General features: G+C 61.3%; 13 protein-coding genes. 9 read left to right on the top strand and 4 right to left on the bottom strand.

Annotated elements, in window-relative coordinates; all coding sequences use genetic code 11:
* Positions 1-57: 57 nt before the first annotated feature.
* The 3 genes from OKW45_RS03440 to OKW45_RS03450 form a co-directional block, all read right to left on the bottom strand.
* Positions 58-1,467, bottom strand: a complete 1,410-nt coding sequence (locus OKW45_RS03440) for an ATP-binding protein (protein WP_429465961.1) — start codon at positions 1,465-1,467, stop codon at positions 58-60.
* Positions 1,464-3,428 (bottom strand): TnsB C-terminal domain-containing protein, encoded by a 1,965-nt coding sequence (locus tag OKW45_RS03445; protein ID WP_429465963.1) that lies wholly within the window; start codon positions 3,426-3,428, stop codon positions 1,464-1,466. Before OKW45_RS03445 ends, OKW45_RS03440 begins: the two co-directional genes overlap by 4 nt.
* Before the next feature lie 193 nt (positions 3,429-3,621).
* On the bottom strand, positions 3,622-4,356 hold the full coding sequence (locus OKW45_RS03450; protein ID WP_429465965.1) for a PDDEXK family nuclease: 735 nt from the start codon (positions 4,354-4,356) through the stop codon (positions 3,622-3,624).
* 350 nt (positions 4,357-4,706) lie between these two features.
* On the opposite strand from OKW45_RS03450, the gene gltS reads away from it, so the two are divergent.
* The 9 genes from gltS to phaC all read left to right on the top strand — a co-directional run bounded on the left by gltS (position 4,707) and on the right by phaC (position 14,648).
* Positions 4,707-5,909 (top strand): sodium/glutamate symporter, encoded by a 1,203-nt coding sequence (gltS, locus tag OKW45_RS03455; RefSeq protein WP_429465967.1) that lies wholly within the window; start codon positions 4,707-4,709, stop codon positions 5,907-5,909.
* A gap of 42 nt (positions 5,910-5,951) precedes the next feature.
* On the top strand, positions 5,952-6,812 hold the full coding sequence (locus OKW45_RS03460) for a class I SAM-dependent methyltransferase (RefSeq protein ID WP_429465969.1): 861 nt from the start codon (positions 5,952-5,954) through the stop codon (positions 6,810-6,812).
* A 131-nt stretch (positions 6,813-6,943) separates the two neighbouring features.
* The gene (locus tag OKW45_RS03465) at positions 6,944-7,405 is read left to right on the top strand and encodes a hypothetical protein (protein WP_018424770.1); all 462 of its coding nucleotides are present in this window, start codon (positions 6,944-6,946) and stop codon (positions 7,403-7,405) included.
* Positions 7,406-7,527: 122 nt separating this feature from the next.
* A complete protein-coding gene (locus OKW45_RS03470; RefSeq protein WP_429465971.1) occupies positions 7,528-8,532 on the top strand; it encodes an AraC family transcriptional regulator in 1,005 nt (334 codons plus the stop codon).
* A gap of 212 nt (positions 8,533-8,744) precedes the next feature.
* Complete coding sequence (locus tag OKW45_RS03475; protein ID WP_018424772.1) at positions 8,745-10,547, top strand: acyl-CoA dehydrogenase; 1,803 nt, start codon at positions 8,745-8,747, stop codon at positions 10,545-10,547.
* A 71-nt stretch (positions 10,548-10,618) separates the two neighbouring features.
* Positions 10,619-11,368: an electron transfer flavoprotein subunit beta/FixA family protein gene (locus OKW45_RS03480; RefSeq protein ID WP_429465973.1), complete on the top strand. Its 750-nt coding sequence runs from the start codon at positions 10,619-10,621 to the stop codon at positions 11,366-11,368.
* Between the two features lie 22 nt (positions 11,369-11,390).
* The gene (locus OKW45_RS03485; protein WP_429465975.1) at positions 11,391-12,338 is read left to right on the top strand and encodes an electron transfer flavoprotein subunit alpha/FixB family protein; all 948 of its coding nucleotides are present in this window, start codon (positions 11,391-11,393) and stop codon (positions 12,336-12,338) included.
* 82 nt (positions 12,339-12,420) lie between these two features.
* A complete protein-coding gene (locus tag OKW45_RS03490) occupies positions 12,421-12,891 on the top strand; it encodes a MaoC family dehydratase (protein WP_429465977.1) in 471 nt (156 codons plus the stop codon).
* A 14-nt stretch (positions 12,892-12,905) separates the two neighbouring features.
* Complete coding sequence (gene phaC, locus OKW45_RS03495) at positions 12,906-14,648, top strand: class I poly(R)-hydroxyalkanoic acid synthase (RefSeq protein WP_429465979.1); 1,743 nt, start codon at positions 12,906-12,908, stop codon at positions 14,646-14,648.
* Between the two features lie 88 nt (positions 14,649-14,736).
* On the opposite strand, the gene OKW45_RS03500 is transcribed toward phaC, so the two are convergent.
* Positions 14,737-15,738 (bottom strand): AraC family transcriptional regulator, encoded by a 1,002-nt coding sequence (locus OKW45_RS03500; protein WP_018424776.1) that lies wholly within the window; start codon positions 15,736-15,738, stop codon positions 14,737-14,739.
* Between the last annotated feature and the right edge of the window lie 9 nt (positions 15,739-15,747).

The following is a 15,747-nucleotide window of genomic DNA, read 5'->3' on the forward strand; positions in this document are numbered from 1 at the left end:
GCTACGCTTCCAGGAATGACAGCGCCGGTGTCGTCATCGGGAAAGAATACGACGCCTTTATTCGTATCTCAGCAAAGGATCTTCAATAGGAAAGTTGAAGTCGCCGTCTTTGGCTTGCGCTTTTTTTCCGTTTTTCTTGGACTCGGATTGCCGACTTTCCTGTTCGGCTCCAGTGACTTCATTGAATTCTTCCCTCGTGGTTGGCTCCGCGGCAGGTTCCGTCTTGATCCGGTGCATCAGATCCCAGTAGTCCTTGCCGAAAAGCAGGTCGTCGAACCGCTGAAGTGCCGCTATTTTCCTGCTCCGCAATGCCGCAATAGCGGGTTGCAGGATTGCCATGTTTGTAGCCATGGTACGTTGGAATCCCTGCTCATTGACCTCCTCAATGGTCCCGCCGATTGCATTCTGTTGTGTCAGCATGAACGCCAGAACCGCGAACGCCGTGTCGCCCGCCGAGGCGTCCCACCATGCATTCCGTATACTGTCGGTCAGCCGCTTCTTTCTCTTGACGAACGTATAGTCCCAATAGGCCTCGGTGAAGTCTTTCCAAAGGTCGCTGTTTTTAGCCATCGGCAGCATGGGCACACATCCGGATGATGCCGACTTCCGTGTATTCCTGACTATGTTGATCAGTGCCTTGTCGATGGCGGGTGTCGATAGGAGGAATAGGGATATTCCAAGGCGTTCGAGAATTTCGCTGAAGAGATTGAGCAAATACTCGGCAGTAGAGCCTTGGGCCGCGCGAAGGTTCTGCACGTCGTCAATCACGATTATCCCGAGTGAGACGGTTGTCGCGACCGTGTGCATGAGTTGGACCATGAGTGCGATCGTGCGCACCGACCGGGCGACCTTACTGTACTCGGTGTTGCCAAGGATCCGATCTATCTCTTCGAAGAACTGGATGCAGAGGCCCTTCAGGGTGGCATCGTGCGGCACACTGAGGACGATGTAGACAATCTGCAGCACAGCCAGCGGATGATCGCCGTATGCAGTGTGTTCGATGAGCTGTGGATAACGAAGTGAAAAAGCATTCCAGAACGTGCTTTTACCCATCCCAGTGATCGCCACGATGATATGCCCCTGGGCGGATGACTTCCAGTCAGACGGGAAAGGCAGGCCGTCGGCAGAGTTACTGGCCAGTGCATGCCGTCTCTGGATGTCGATGGCGTTGAGGGGGTTCCGGGCGACATACGATTCGCGGATAATCTTGGTCAGGTCAACCGCACTCTCGCCATAGTCTGGAAGCGGATAGACGACGTCCGCCAAGGTCGAGAGCTCCATTATCCGGATGAGTTCGGAGGCTTGCCGAACGCTTCTGGTAGGCGGATCGGGATAGTTGGCTAGTTGCAGCAGAAGCAACTCCTTTGTTTCCGGGATCGTAGGAAGGGCCTCGATGAACGGGTGACCGTCGAAACGACGCACGCCGGTAGGAACATAGCGTGCCGGCACGCGTGTAACCGATTTCATTTCGACTTCCTTTGCTTTCGGATGGCAGCCAGTGTCTTCCGCTGCTCTTCCCGATGAACTGACTGCCAGTCTACTCCCCGGCCTGAAGAACTGTCAGCGCTTTCGTGACGGGGCCGGCTGGAAGGATTGTTAGTTAAAAACTGTTTGATATCCGCTGTCTCGCGCTCGCGCGAATCTTTTGTTTGGCGTTGTGGCTGCGGGGGAGGTTTACTCTTGACGGTTGACTGGCCTGCTTCCGATGAAAGACCTTGGACCCGCTTTACACGCGCTGTCGTGTCGGCTTCTGCCCACAAAAGCGAACCCGTCTCGGATAGCGCTTCTTCCTCATCAAGTGACAGGCCGCGTAACTCCTCGGCCGACTCTGCCGTCATTTCGAACTTCGCCCACTCCGGAGCGGTCGTAGGAATATAGACTACGTCAGGGAATGTCCTGTCGTAACGTACGCTTGTTTTCTTCATGTGCTTGGTTGATCGCCCTGCAATGACCAACGCTTCCGGATTGACAGGACGATAGGAGCGCTTCAAGAACTCGCAAATGCCGTTTCCAATGAGTCCCGTGCCCGATGCCAGCAGCAACCGTTGATAGTCCATGTCTGTGAGGGGCGGGGGGTGTGCTCCTCCAATTTCGCGTAGTCCCCAAAGGTACGCCTCCTTCGGCGTTGGTAAAACTCCCGCCTGAGCCAATATTTTCCGTCTTTCCAATGCGGGATGTGGCCGATCATTGTGTTGCACGACCTCATCTATCAAAATCCGGTAAAGGTCCGCGAGTGTGTGTGCGGCTGCAGTCTGGGCCCGCCGTGCAACTCGCTTCGTTTTCGGGTCGAGCGGCCGATCCTTGTACGATCCCTTTAGTCTTCGATTGGCAGTGCGCCTCTTGAGAACGCCAATGACGCGCTCAATAATGGCTTTGCCATCGGGACACAATGGAGGCAGATAGTCTAATTCAATGCGCAGGTCATCGGCAGCTGCCTGTTTGGTTGAGTCCGAGAGGAATTCAGAACCCCGGTCAAATGTCATGACGGCGGTCAATTGCCCGGCCGGCCACTCTTTATCTGTGATGTTGACGTTCATCCAGCGAAAACGATGTTCTCTCGAAGTCATGCAAACAAGCAACAGGTAGCGTAACTCATCGTAGGAGGGGGGCTTCAGGGAGGCGTAGACCCCGGTTATGAACCGGCTCCACCGGTCAATCGCGAGATATATTGTCGGTTTGAGGGACTTGCCTGGCTTACCTCTTATTGCGAGGAAGATTCTTCCGCCGGTGGGATCTACTTCTGTTATCTGTCCAGGCGCGTTAGCCTGCAACGTCCCCTTGCTCTCGAGCCGACGCTCTGCCCGCTTCGATTGAGTCAAGTCGTCAGGAGTTCTTGCCTCCTTCGTGTAGTAGCGGAATTGTCTAAGCGTAACAGGCTCTGAGCGTTGACCATATATATAGGCGGCGTATTCATCCGGGTGGTTGCGCCGAAAGCAGGTCGCCAGATATTGTTCGTGTGCATACGCTACGGTGCTGGTGCCGCGCAGACAATATTTCGAGTGGGTGCGAACCATGTCCTCAATGTCAGATGCTGAAACGACAAAATCATTGGCACCGTATGTTGCAGCGTTGATCGACTGCCGCCCGCGCCTGTGCTTCGGTGCGATGTCGCTTTCTTGACGTTGGTTAGGCTTGCTTCCAGGTGGAAGCGGAAGTAGCGCGAATTTGGTGCCTCCGAAGTAATAAAACCGTAGGACCAGACGTTTGAGCGTTGTCGCGCTGCACGACATAAGCTTAGCGTGTTGAGCGATCAAGGTGGTAAATCTCAGCCGGCTAAGGTTATAGGGGACACGAAATTTGACTATCAAAGGTTTGATTAACTGCCAAAGGTGTTCCAGTGTTCTCGAGGCATTTGAGTCTTTGTTCGGGACGGCAAGTAGGGCAGGCGGGAGGTTGAGACGACCCCAGGTTGCGTTGCGCTTTTTCATCAACCCATCAAGCTCGCTGAGCGTGAATCTCCGGGGACGTCGCGCGGTTCGTGCTTCATTGGGCTCTCCGACCCACATCGCGTAGACACACTCGTCGAAGACGTGAGTGAGGCGCAGAAAGCATGAATGACCGTTCTTGGTCACACGCAAGACCATTCCGGGTCGTGGTTCTAAGATCGGGCTGGGTTGAAAGTCAGTCATTATTGACAGCGCGCAAAATGACCGGGCAGTTTTTTGCGATCCGCCCTGTCAGAGCGACGGGAATGAGGCGGCACCACGCGCAATAGCGAAAGAGGTCGAGCGCAGTGTCCGGTCGAATCCGCAGACTTTTTCGTACAAGTTCGACCAATTCGCCGAGAACGAGATTGTTCTGGTAGTGGTCCATGAAAAGCCTGGCAAACTTTAGGGCGATCTCAGGATCCGGTACCAACCTGTGGCGATACCAGCCACGGATGAAGCGCAGTGAATCGAGCACCGTTCTGTCGAGCGCGGAGGTCTCCACCAGACTCCAATCTATTCCGCGGTCGTTGCACCACTGTTGTGCCACTTGTTTCAGTCGCTGATCCCTCACGGTCATCCGAGCGGGGTTTCTCACCAGCGCGACGGCTCGAAATTTCAGGCCCTCCGGTCCCCTCTCGCTTATGAGGAAATCGACACAGATCGGCTCGGGAAAAATATCGTGCTGGGGATGGTTGACGCGGAATTTACTGCATAGTTGCAGCGTGCCGTTGATGTCGAGGATCGGCCACGCTTCCCTAATGTCAGTGATCTCTTGTATCCGTTCCAACAGAAAAAAATAGGTTCGAGCCCGTTCGTCGAGGATTTCATAGCGCCTTCCGACTCGTATTCCCTTAACGCAACTGGCAGTGCCCTTAACGCCGGAATTATTTATATTTCGCCAAGCATTGTAAGCGGCAAGCGAACCCACGCCCAAGCCTCGCCGTATGCGGGGACGCAAATACGGCGGGTACAGGGCGGGGTCGCGTGCCCATTCCATAATGGTTTGACCATAGTCAATAGCAGCAAAAAGTCCAGATATTTGGCAGAAAACCCCGGAATATTAGGAAGCTGACGACTTCGTCGCCAGGCAGCGGCGCGACTTCACGGGCCGATTGCAGTGCGTCAAGGAAAATCATACTTTGCCTGGACGGATTGGCTAAGATGTCGCAGGGTCGCGCGCGCTCCGGATGATTACAAAGCCTTGCCGCATCCCGATGCGCCGCGGCGTCGCGCCGGGAAAACAGAAAACGTCGTCACGCTCCCGCTCGGAGGCCATTCATGACTATTGGCGTATATGCCACGCTGGTCGCGACGTCGCTCGTGCTGCTGCTCGGCGAAAAGCTCGTGCAGTGGATCGGCGTGCTAAGGACCTATTCGATTCCGGCGCCGGTGGCAGGCGGGCTCATCGTCGCGATCTGCGTGCTGATCACGCGCCTCACCACCCACGTGCAGGTCAGGTTCGATTCGACGATGCAGGCGCCGCTGATGCTCGCATTCTTCTCGACGATCGGTCTGAATGCGCATCTATCGAGTTTGAAGGCGGGCGGCCCGGTGTTGATCCGCTTTCTGGCGCTGGTCAGCGGGCTGCTGATCCTGCAGAACACGGTCGGCTTGCTGCTCGCGTTCGCCCTCGGCGTCGATCCGCTGCTTGGGATTCTCGGCGGCTCGGTCACGTTGTCGGGCGGCCACGGTACTGGCGCCGCGTGGAGCCAGGTCTTTACCGAGCGTCACGGACTGGAGTCGGCGACCGAGATCGCGATCGGCTGCGCGACGTTTGGACTCGTGATGGGCGGCGTGCTCGGCGGTCCGATCGCACGGCTGCTGATGCGGCGGATCAGCGCCGACGAGTTGCTGCGCGTCAAACAGCTAAAGGACGAAACGCTGGTCTTCGAAGAACCGAAGGCGCAGCAGGCCACCACGCCCGCCGCGATCATCACGACGCTCGCGCTGATCTCGATCTGCCTCGCGGGCGGCGAAATGTTTGCCGACTGGATCGCGGACACCGCGTTCGAATTGCCGACGTTTGTCTGCACACTGTTCATCGGCGTGATCCTCAACAACGTGCTCACGCTCGTGCGTGTGCGGATCGACCAGCACGCGGTCGCGCTTGTCGGCAACGTCGCGCTCGCGCTCTTTCTCGCGATGGCGCTGATGCGGCTCGACCTATGGGGGCTTGCCGCGCTCGCGGTGCCGATCATCTCGATCCTCGCGGCGCAGACGCTGCTGATGGCGCTCTACGCGGTATTCGTCACGTTCCCCGCGATGGGCCGTAACTACGACGCGGTCGTGTTGTGCGCGGCGCAATGCGGGCTCGGACTTGGCGCCACGCCGACCGCGATCGCGAACATGCAGGCGATCACGAACCGCTTCGGCCATTCCCATCTCGCGTTCCTGATCGTGCCCATGACGGGCGCGTTTTTCATGGACATCGTCAACGCGATCGTCATCAAACTGTTTCTCGCGCTGCCGTTTCTCCATTGAGCCGCGGTGGCATTGGCACATCAACCCAAGCGGGCAAATACCATGAGCGATCAACGACACATCGCACCCGACAGTACCGCCGCGCGCGTCGCGTTATGGCGTGCGCTGCACGTGCAGGCCGACGCGCCGCCGCACGTGCTCGAAGACGAAGTCGGCTTGCAGTTGCTGGCACCCGCCGAAGACTGGCGCAGCCGTGGCGACATGGACCCGCGGTTCACGCGGCCGTTTCGCGCGTCGATCGTCGCGCGCGCACGCTTTATCGAGGATCTGGTCGTCGAGCAGACCGGGCGCGGTGTGGATCAATACGTGATTCTGGGCGCCGGTCTCGACAGCTTCGCGCAACGCCGGCCCGACATTGCGTCGCGGCTCACCGTGTTCGAGGTCGACCCGCCGGGACCGCAAACGTGGAAGCGTCAGCGGCTCGGCGAGCTTGGTTTCGGCTTGCCGGACTGGCTGCGTTTCGTGCCGGTCGACTTCGAAGCGGGCGATAGCTGGCGGCAGCGTCTCGTCGCCGAAGGCTTCGACGAAAGCAGGCCGGCCGTCGTCGTGTCGACCGGCGTCAGCATGTATCTGACGAACGAGGCGAATGCGGCGACGCTGCGCGAAGTGGCCGGGCTGGCGCGCGGCTCGACGTTCGCGATGACGTTCCTGTTGCCGCTGGAGATGGCGGACCCGGACGTGCGCCCCGGACTCGAAATGGCAGAGAAGGGCGCGCGTGCGAGCGGTACACCGTTCATCAGCTTCTTCATGCCGCAGCAGATGATCGCCATGGCGCGCGAAGCCGGATTTGACGAGGCGCGGCACGTGTCCGCGGCCGATCTGACGCAGCGCTACTTCGCGGCTCGGACGGATGGGCTGCGACCGCCGGGCAATGCGGAGGAATTGCTGGTGGCGAACACCTAGGCGCCTCTGAACTGTGTTTTGCGGCGACGATGCCAACCGAAGTTACCAACCCAGCATGTGAGTGATGAATACGCAATCGCTTTCCCCGCACCGCTATAATCGCGCTCGAACATGGCCTCCGAAGTCTACTCATGAAAAAGATCGCTGCCCTCGCACTCGTCGCATGTGCACTCGCCGCCTGCTCGTCCCCGGAAAAGCAGACGCAACGCGCCCAGCAGGAGATCCTTCATAGCGAGCCGAACCTCCGCGCCGCGCAACGCGACGCGGTGATCGACTGCACACCGGCGAATTGCGATGCCGCGTGGGCGGCGACGAAACGCTATATCGAACAGCATTCCGACACGCACGTGATCCGCGCGGACGCGGTCGCGATCGATACCGACGTGCCCGACGATTCGGGCAAAGCCGCTTTCTCGGCGACCCGCGCGAACAAGAGCACGGGCGGCGCGACGCTGTCGCTGTTCGCGCAGTGCCGCGGCATGTATGGGCCCGACAGCGCGAAGGGCGACGACTATGACGCCTGCGCCGAGAAGATCCTGAAGATTCAGAACGGCTACGTGCCATATCTGCGCTCGCACGCATCGGCGCAATAGGCGGCAAGCTACCGGAACCACGGGGCCCCGAACGCGGCACTCGCGTAGCGATTCGCTGAACCCTCGCCACGATGCGGCGGGAGGCGCTATGCTGATGCGTCTTCGCCTCGCGGAACCCTCTCATGCAAGCTGCTGGCGCAACCGTACCGATCTCGCTCGTCAACGGGTTCCTCGGCAGCGTCGGGACGCGGCCGGATATCGTGGACCGGCATCTGTCGGCCGCGCACATCCCGCGCGCGCTTCTGGACCAGCCTGGAGCGCGCGTCACCGAGGAACAGTTCTCCACGCTCTACCGCTCGCTCGCGATCGAACTCGACGATGAGATGCCCGGCGTTTTCTCGCGCCCCCTGCGCAGCGGCGCGCTCAAGTTTCTCTGCCTGAGCCTGCTGGATGCGCCGAATCTCGAAACCGCGATGCGCCGGTTCGGCCAGTTCTTCCATCTCGTGCTGGACGACTTCCGCTTCGAGTCGCGCCGCGGCGACCTCGTCGCGAGCCTGGCGCTGCGTCCGGGAAGCGCGGGAGCGCAACCCGGCATGCTGGGCCAGGAGCTGATGCTGAAGCTCGCGCATGGGATCGCGTCCTGGCTGATCGGTCAGCGGATTGCGTTGTTGCAGGTGCAGTTTGCATTTCCCCGTCCCGCTCACGCGCTCGAGTATCTTTATCTGTTTCCCGGACCGGCGAAGTTCGACTGCGCTCAGACCTCGATGCAGTTCAGCAGCAGCTATTTCGACCTGCCCGTGCGTCAGCGCAAGGCGAACCTGCGCAGGTTTCTCGCTCGCGCGCCGGAAGACTGGATCTTCGTTTCGTTCAACGAGCAGCTGTTCAGTCATCGCGTGCGGGAACATCTTGCGTCCCGGCTGCCCGACGTCCCGTCCATCGAAGAGGCGGCGGAAGGCCTGCACTGCTCGGTCAGAACGCTGTGCCGTCATCTTGCCGCCGAGGGCACGGCGTTCCAGGTGCTCAAGGACGAATTGCGCCGCGACATCGCGATCCAGCGCCTGACAGGCACGCGCGAGCCCATCGCCATCATCGCGGGCGACGTCGGCTTCGGCGACCCAACCGCATTCCACAGAGCGTTCCGTCACTGGACCGGCAGCACCCCGGCGGCCTATCGCCGGGGTGGCTGATCGCGTCATATCGATGCGTCGGCAACCCCCGCCGACGCAGTTCCCACGGGGCGCTTACTCCCTCCGACGTGGCCAGAGATGTCAATAGATCGTCCGGTTTGGACAACCGGGCAGGGCCTGTCCGACGCTACGATTCAGCCATACGTTACCCCGGCCGCATCGGTGCCAGACGGGTGACTTTCCCTACGGACTATCTGATCGGAAGAATGGTAATGAGCTACGTCGCGCCTCTCAAAGAAATGTTGTTTGCACTCACGGAACTGGCAGGAATCGACCAACTGGCGGGCTTGCCCGGCTGCGAGGACGCAACCGCCGACACCGCTCGCGCGGTGCTCGAAGAGGCCGCGCGGCTGCACGAAGGGGTGCTCGCGCCGCTGAACGTCGACGGCGACCGCAGCCCGAGCACCTGGAAGGACGGCGTGGTGACCGCCACGGCCGGTTTCAAGGACGCGTTTCGCCAGTTCAGCGAAGGCGGCTGGCAGGGTTTGCAACATCCGTCTGAATACGGCGGTCAGGATCTGCCCAAGCTGCTGTCGACGCCCTGCATCGAAATGCTCAACGCCGCCAACCTGTCGCTGGGGCTGTGCCCGCTCCTGACCGACGGCGCGATCGAAGCGCTGCTGACGGCGGGTAGCGAGGAGCTGAAGCAGCGCTACGTGCCGAAGATGATATCCGGTGAATGGACCGGCACGATGAATCTGACCGAGCCGCAAGCCGGCTCCGACCTCTCGCTCGTGCGCACCCGCGCCGAGCCGCAGGGCGACGGCTCGTACCGGATCTTCGGCACGAAGATTTTCATCACCTGGGGCGAGCACGACATGACGGAAAACATCGTGCATCTGGTGCTCGCACGCACGCCGGGCGCGCCCGAAGGCGTGAAAGGCATTTCGCTGTTCGTCGTGCCGAAGTTCCTCGTCAACGAAGACGGTTCGCTCGGCGAGCGCAACGACGCGCACTGCGTATCGATCGAACACAAGCTCGGCATCAAGGCGAGCCCGACCGCCGTGCTGCAGTTCGGCGATCACGGCGGCGCGATCGGGCAGCTCGTCGGCGAGGAGAACCGCGGTCTGGAGTACATGTTCATCATGATGAACGCCGCGCGCTTCGCCGTGGGGGTACAGGGCGTGGCGATCGCGGATCGCGCGTACCAGCACGCCGTCGCGTATGCGAAGGAGCGCGTGCAGAGCCGTCCCGTGGATGGCTCCGCGAAGCAGTCGGTCGCGATCATCCAGCATCCCGACGTGCGGCGCATGCTCTCGACGATGCGCGCACTGACCGAAGGCGCACGCGCTCTGGCCTATGTGTCGGCGTCGCACTGCGATCTCGCGCATCGTCATCCGGACGGCGCGACGCGTGCGAATCATCAGGCGATCTACGAATACCTGGTGCCGATCGTGAAGGGCTGGAGCACGGAGATGTCGCTGGAGGTGACGAGTCTCGGCGTGCAGGTGCACGGCGGCATGGGCTTCATCGAGGAAACCGGCGCCGCGCAGTACTACCGCGATGCGCGCATTCTGCCGATCTACGAAGGCACGACGGCGATCCAGGCCAACGACCTCGTCGGCCGCAAGACCATGCGCGACAACGGCGAGGTGGCCGGGATACTGCTCGCGCAGATCGACGCGACCCTGGCCGCGGTGCAAGCGCACCCCTCGTATGGTTCGAGCGCGGCTTTTCAGGCGATGTATCGTCATCTGTCCGCCGGCCGCGAGGCGTTGTACAGCGCGGTGCGCTACGTGGTCGAGAACGTCAAAAGCGATCCGAATGCGGTGTTCGCCGGCAGTGTGTCCTATCTGATGCTCGCGGGTATCGTGCTCGCGGGCTGGCAAGTCGCACGGTCGCTCGTGCTGGCGGCCGACAAGCGCGACGAAGATCCGTCCTTCCATGACGCGAAGATCGCGACCGCGCATAGCTACGCGACGCAGGTGCTGCCTCGTGCAATCGCGCTCGAAGCGGCGGTTCGCGGTGCTCGCGATGGCGAAGGCGCGCTGGCGCTGCGCGAAGACCAGTTCTGATCGATCAACGGACGTAATGTGTCATTCAAAGCGGTAGGGCTCGGCCCTATCGGTGTGGGAAGGAGAGAGTCGTGAGAGTTCTTGTAGCAGTCAAGCGAGTGGTCGACTACAACGTGAAGGTCCGCGTGAAATCGGACGGTACGGGCGTTGATATCGCGAACGTGAAAATGTCGATGAACCCGTTCGACGAGATCGCGGTTGAAGAAGCCGTGCGTCTGAAGGAAGCGGGCGTCGCGACCGAAGTGATCGCCGTGTCGGCCGGTGTGGTTCAGGCGCAGGAAACGCTGCGCACCGCGCTCGCCATCGGCGCGGATCGCGCGATCCTGATCGAATCGAACGAAGATCTGCAGCCGCTCGCAGTCGCGAAGCTGCTCAAGGCGCTCGTCGACAGGGAGCAGCCGCAACTGGTGATCCTCGGCAAGCAGGCGATCGACGACGACTCCAATCAGACCGGTCAGATGCTCGCCGCGCTCGCGAATCTGCCGCAGGCGACGTTCGCGTCGAAGGTCGTCGTGGCGGACGGCAAGGCGACGGTGTCGCGTGAAGTGGACGGCGGCGCGGAAACGCTGTCGCTGACGCTGCCGGCCGTGGTCACGACCGATCTGCGCCTGAACGAGCCGCGTTACGTAACGCTGCCGAACATCATGAAGGCGAAGAAAAAGCCGCTGGAAACGGTCAAGCCCGAAGATCTCGGTGTCGATGTCACGCCGCGTCTGAAGACGCTGAAAGTCGCCGAGCCGCCGAAGCGCTCGGCCGGCGTGAAGGTGCCGGACGTGAAGACGCTGGTCGAGAAGCTGAAGACCGAAGCGAAGGTGCTTTAAGTAGAACGCGGAGACAGAGCAAATGACGAATCTGGTAATAGCAGAACACGATAACGCGTCGATCAAGGCCGCGACGCTGAACACGATCGCAGCGGCACAGAGGATCGGCGGTGATATTCACGTGCTGGTCGCGGGACATAACGCGCAGGGCGCGGCCGATGCCGCCGCGAAGATTGCGGGTGTCAGCAAGGTGCTGCTCGCCGATGCGCCGCAACTGGCCGCAGGCCTCGCGGAAAACGTCGAAGCGACGGTCCTGACGCTTGTGCAAGATGCGGCGAAGCACTACACGCACATCCTCGCGCCGGCTACCGCCTACGGCAAGAACATCGCGCCGCGTATCGCCGCGAAGCTCGACGTCGCGCAGATCAGCGACATCACGGCAGTGGATAGCGCCGACACCTTCGAGCGTCCGATCTACGCCGGCAACGCCATCGCGATCGTGCAATCGGCTGATCCGATCAAGGTCATCACCGTGCGTTCGACCGGTTTTGATGCCGTCGCGGCCGAAGGCGGCAGCGCAGCGGTCGAGAAGATCGAAGCGGCAGCCGACGCAGGCCTCTCGCAGTTCGTGAGCCGCGAAGTGACGAAGCTCGATCGTCCGGAACTGACGAGCGCGAAGATCATCGTGTCGGGTGGCCGTGGTCTGGGCAACGCCGAGAACTACACGAAGGTTCTGGAGCCGCTGGCGGACAAGCTCGGCGCGGCACTGGGCGCCTCGCGCGCAGCGGTCGACGCGGGCTTCGTGCCGAACGACTATCAGGTCGGCCAGACCGGCAAGATCGTCGCGCCGCAACTGTACGTCGCGGTCGGCATCTCGGGTGCGATCCAGCACCTCGCCGGCATGAAGGACTCGAAAGTCATCGTCGCGATCAACAAGGACGAAGAGGCGCCGATCTTCGGCGTCGCAGATTACGGCCTCGTTGGCGATCTGTTCACCATCGTGCCGGAACTCGAGCAGGCGCTCGGCTAACCGTATCCAGCGGTTAGCGTCCGGCACAACGCGCAGTACGCGTCAGAAGAGGGCAAATGCGCGCCCAGCAAACGGAATAATCATGAATGAGCTTAACGGATACGATTTCGAAGACCTGCGACCGGGCATGAGCGCCCGGTTCGCCAAGACCATCACGGAGGCGGACATTCTGCTCTTCGCGGGCGCGTCGGGAGACATCAACGCGGTTCACATCAACGAGCAGTTTGCGCAAACCACACCCTTCAAGGGGCGCATCGCTCACGGCATGTTGACCGCCAGCATCATCTCCGCGGCGATCGCGGGGCGGCTGCCCGGCCCGGGCACGATCTACCTCGGCCAGAACCTGCGCTTCAAGGCGCCGGTTCGACCCGGCGACACCGTGCAGGCCGAAGTGACCGTCAAGGAACTGATTCACGACAAGCGCCGCGTGGTGCTGTCCACCGTTTGCACGGTCGGCGGCAGGGTGGTGATCGAAGGCGACGCCGTGGTCATGCCGACAACCTGCCGCGACCGTGTCGTCGCGGACGCGGCTTGCGCCGTCAGCAAAGCATGATAGCGAGCCCCGCCATGAGAATGCCATTCAGCATGCCACACGAGTTTTCCACGGGCTGGATCAATGCCGGCTTCGATTTATGGTGTTTTTCGCCGCTCAAGGATGAATACGCTACGACGGTGCCTGACACCGACGGCTCGGACTTCGATTTCAACTGGCCGGTCGCGCGAGGCTGCGTGACCCACACGAGCGCCCACTATGTACAACAGCAGGCGCAACTGTGGAGCGACGCCGTCGCCGGATTGATCGGCGGGCGCACGGAGTTGAAGGCGGTCGCCGAGCCCGAGCAGGGAGACCGGCGCTTTCACGCCGACGACTGGTCCAGCAACGGCTGGTACAGCCTTCTTAAACAGAGCTATCTGATCAATGCCCGGGCGCTCGCGGAGTTCGTCGATGCGAGCGCGCTCGACGAAAAGGGCAAGCACAAGCTGCGCTTTTTCATGCGCCAGTTCATCGACTTCGCCAGCCCCGCGAATTTCGTCGTGACGAATCCCGAAGTTATCCGGGAGGCGGTGGAATCGGGCGGATCGAGCCTGCTCGCGGGCGTCACGCATCTGCTCGACGATCTGGGCAGCGGCTCGATTTCGATTACGGATCAAAGCGCGTTCGAAGTGGGCCGCAGCGTCGCCACGTCCAGTGGCGCGGTGGTCTATGAAAACGATCTGTTTCAGCTGATCCAGTACGAGCCGCTGACACCGAAGGTCGCCGCGCGGCCGCTCGTGATCGTTCCTCCGTGCATCAACAAGTTCTACATCCTGGATCTGCAGCCGGAGAATTCCTTCGTGCGCTTCGCCTGCGAGCAGGGCCTGACGGTGTTCGTCGTGTCCTGGCGCAACCCGCAGCAGGACATGGCGCAGACCACGTGGGACGCCTACCTCGAGGACGGCGTGATGCAGGCAATCAGCGTCGCGCGTGCGATTAGCCGGGCCGACCAGGTCAATGCATTGGGCTGGTGCGTGGGCGGCACGATGCTGTCGTCGGCGCTGGCGGTCATGCGTGCGAACGGCGACGACTCCGTGGCCAGCCTGACGCTGCTGACGGCGTTGCTCGACTTCACCGACCCGGGCGATCTCGGCGTGTTCATCGACGAGCAGGGCGTGGCGATGCGCGAGCATACGATCGGTGGCGGGGGGCTCTATCCCGGACGCGAACTCGGCTTCGTATTCCAGTCGCTGCGTGCCAACGATCTGATCTGGCCGTATGTCGTGAACAATTACCTGAAAGGCAAAACCCCGGCCGCGTTCGATCTGCTGTACTGGAACGCGGACACGACCAATCTGCCCGGCCCGATGTACAGCTTCTATCTGCGCAACATGTACCTCGAAAACAGTCTGCGCGTGCCGAACAAACTGAAGTTCTGCGACACGCCGGTGGATCTCGGCAACATCGATATCCCAAGCTATCTGATGGCGGCCGAGGAAGATCACATCGTGCCGTGGCGATCCGCCTATCAGTCGACGCAACTACTGGGCGGTCAAACCGAGTTCGTGCTGGGGGCAAGCGGCCATATCGCGGGTGTGATCAATCCGGCCTCGAAGAACAAGCGCAGCTACCGAACCAACGATACCTGCGACGAGAACGCCGACGAGTGGCTCGCAACGTCGGTTCAGCAGCGCGGCAGTTGGTGGAATCACTGGATCGACTGGGTCAAGCAGCATTCCGGCGAGCAGGTCGAGGCGCGCACGAAGCTCGGCAACAGGAAGTACAAGGCAATCGAGAGCGCACCGGGCCGCTATGTGAAGCTTCGCGCCGAGTGACCGGATGGCGATAGCGGGTGCGGCAACAACGGAGGGTGATGTTCAGTGCATCACCCTCCGTTTTTTTTGTCTTCACTGCCACCAGCCGTCACTTCGCATGACTCGCGCGCCAGTCGCGCGGCGTCATGTGGAAGCGCGACACGAACCAGTTCGTGAACGATCCCTGTTGCGCGTAGCCGAGAAGCGCCGAGACCCGTCCGATCGGATAGGTGGGATTGCTCATGTAGCGCACGGCGAGTTCGCCGCGGACTTCCTCGACCTGATCCGAAAAGCTGGTGCCGGCCGAATTCAACTGCCGTTGCATGGTGCGCACGCTCAGATGCAAATAACGTGCAACCAGCTCGGCGTTCGCCCGCTCGAGCGGCAGCAGCAGGTAGATCGCCTTGCGCACTTCCAGCGCAGCCGATTCCGCGGCGCTCGCGTTCAGCGGAGAGGCGAGGCTCTCCGCGTAGCGCACGAGTTCGGGGTCGGCCAGTGGATTCGGGTAATCGAGATCGGCGCTTGCGCAGACGAACCCGTTGAAGTCGCTGCCGAACACCAGCGGACAGCCGAAGAAGCGTCGATGAAACGTCAGGTCTTTGGGCGCCGGATGCGTGAAGTGGACCTCGCGCGGTTTCCAGAACTTGCCGAGCAGAGCACCGGAGTGGCGCGCGAGCACACCGAGCGCGAGTTCGATCGCCTGCCTTGTCGGGGTACCCCGTTCGACGACGAGTTCCTCCCGAATGGTGACCGTATTGTCCGCGTCCTCGACGTACACCGCCAGCGCTTCGTTGAGCAGATGGCGGTATTCGGCCGCGGCCAGCAACACTTCGCGCAGCGTGCGTTTGTGCGCGAGCAGGACATTGATTACGCCGCTGCCGAAAGTCTGCCGCGTTTCCGCCATTTGCAGCGCGAGGGTCGGGCACGACGCCTTTTCGGCCGTCATTTCCAGTAGCCGGCAACAGGCGGTGGCCGATACGCGATCGTCCGGATTCGCGAGCGCGCCGGCGTCGATGCCGGCCTGTTTCGCGAGCTCGACCGGATTGAGTCCAAGCCGTCGCGTCACTTCGAAATAACCGCTCATGGCTACCGACGCCACCATCGTTTCCATCGTAGTTTC

The sequence above is a fragment of the Paraburkholderia lebeckiae genome (assembly GCF_050436225.1).
Lineage (GTDB): Bacteria > Pseudomonadota > Gammaproteobacteria > Burkholderiales > Burkholderiaceae > Paraburkholderia > Paraburkholderia tuberum.

Excerpts from the sequence above, each read along its gene's own strand:
- OKW45_RS03475 (WP_018424772.1), top strand. The coding sequence starts at position 8,745 with ATGAGCTACGTCGCGCCTCTCAAAGAAATGTTGTTTGCACTCACGGAA.
- OKW45_RS03500 (WP_018424776.1), bottom strand. The coding sequence starts at position 15,738 with ATGGAAACGATGGTGGCGTCGGTAGCCATGAGCGGTTATTTCGAAGTG.
- OKW45_RS03485 (WP_429465975.1), top strand. The coding sequence starts at position 11,391 with ATGACGAATCTGGTAATAGCAGAACACGATAACGCGTCGATCAAGGCC.
- OKW45_RS03470 (WP_429465971.1), top strand. The coding sequence starts at position 7,528 with ATGCAAGCTGCTGGCGCAACCGTACCGATCTCGCTCGTCAACGGGTTC.
- OKW45_RS03440 (WP_429465961.1), bottom strand. The coding sequence starts at position 1,467 with ATGAAATCGGTTACACGCGTGCCGGCACGCTATGTTCCTACCGGCGTG.
- OKW45_RS03445 (WP_429465963.1), bottom strand. The coding sequence starts at position 3,428 with ATGAAAAAGCGCAACGCAACCTGGGGTCGTCTCAACCTCCCGCCTGCC.
- OKW45_RS03460 (WP_429465969.1), top strand. The coding sequence starts at position 5,952 with ATGAGCGATCAACGACACATCGCACCCGACAGTACCGCCGCGCGCGTC.
- gltS (WP_429465967.1), top strand. The coding sequence starts at position 4,707 with ATGACTATTGGCGTATATGCCACGCTGGTCGCGACGTCGCTCGTGCTG.
- phaC (WP_429465979.1), top strand. The coding sequence starts at position 12,906 with ATGAGAATGCCATTCAGCATGCCACACGAGTTTTCCACGGGCTGGATC.
- OKW45_RS03490 (WP_429465977.1), top strand. The coding sequence starts at position 12,421 with ATGAATGAGCTTAACGGATACGATTTCGAAGACCTGCGACCGGGCATG.
- OKW45_RS03465 (WP_018424770.1), top strand. The coding sequence starts at position 6,944 with ATGAAAAAGATCGCTGCCCTCGCACTCGTCGCATGTGCACTCGCCGCC.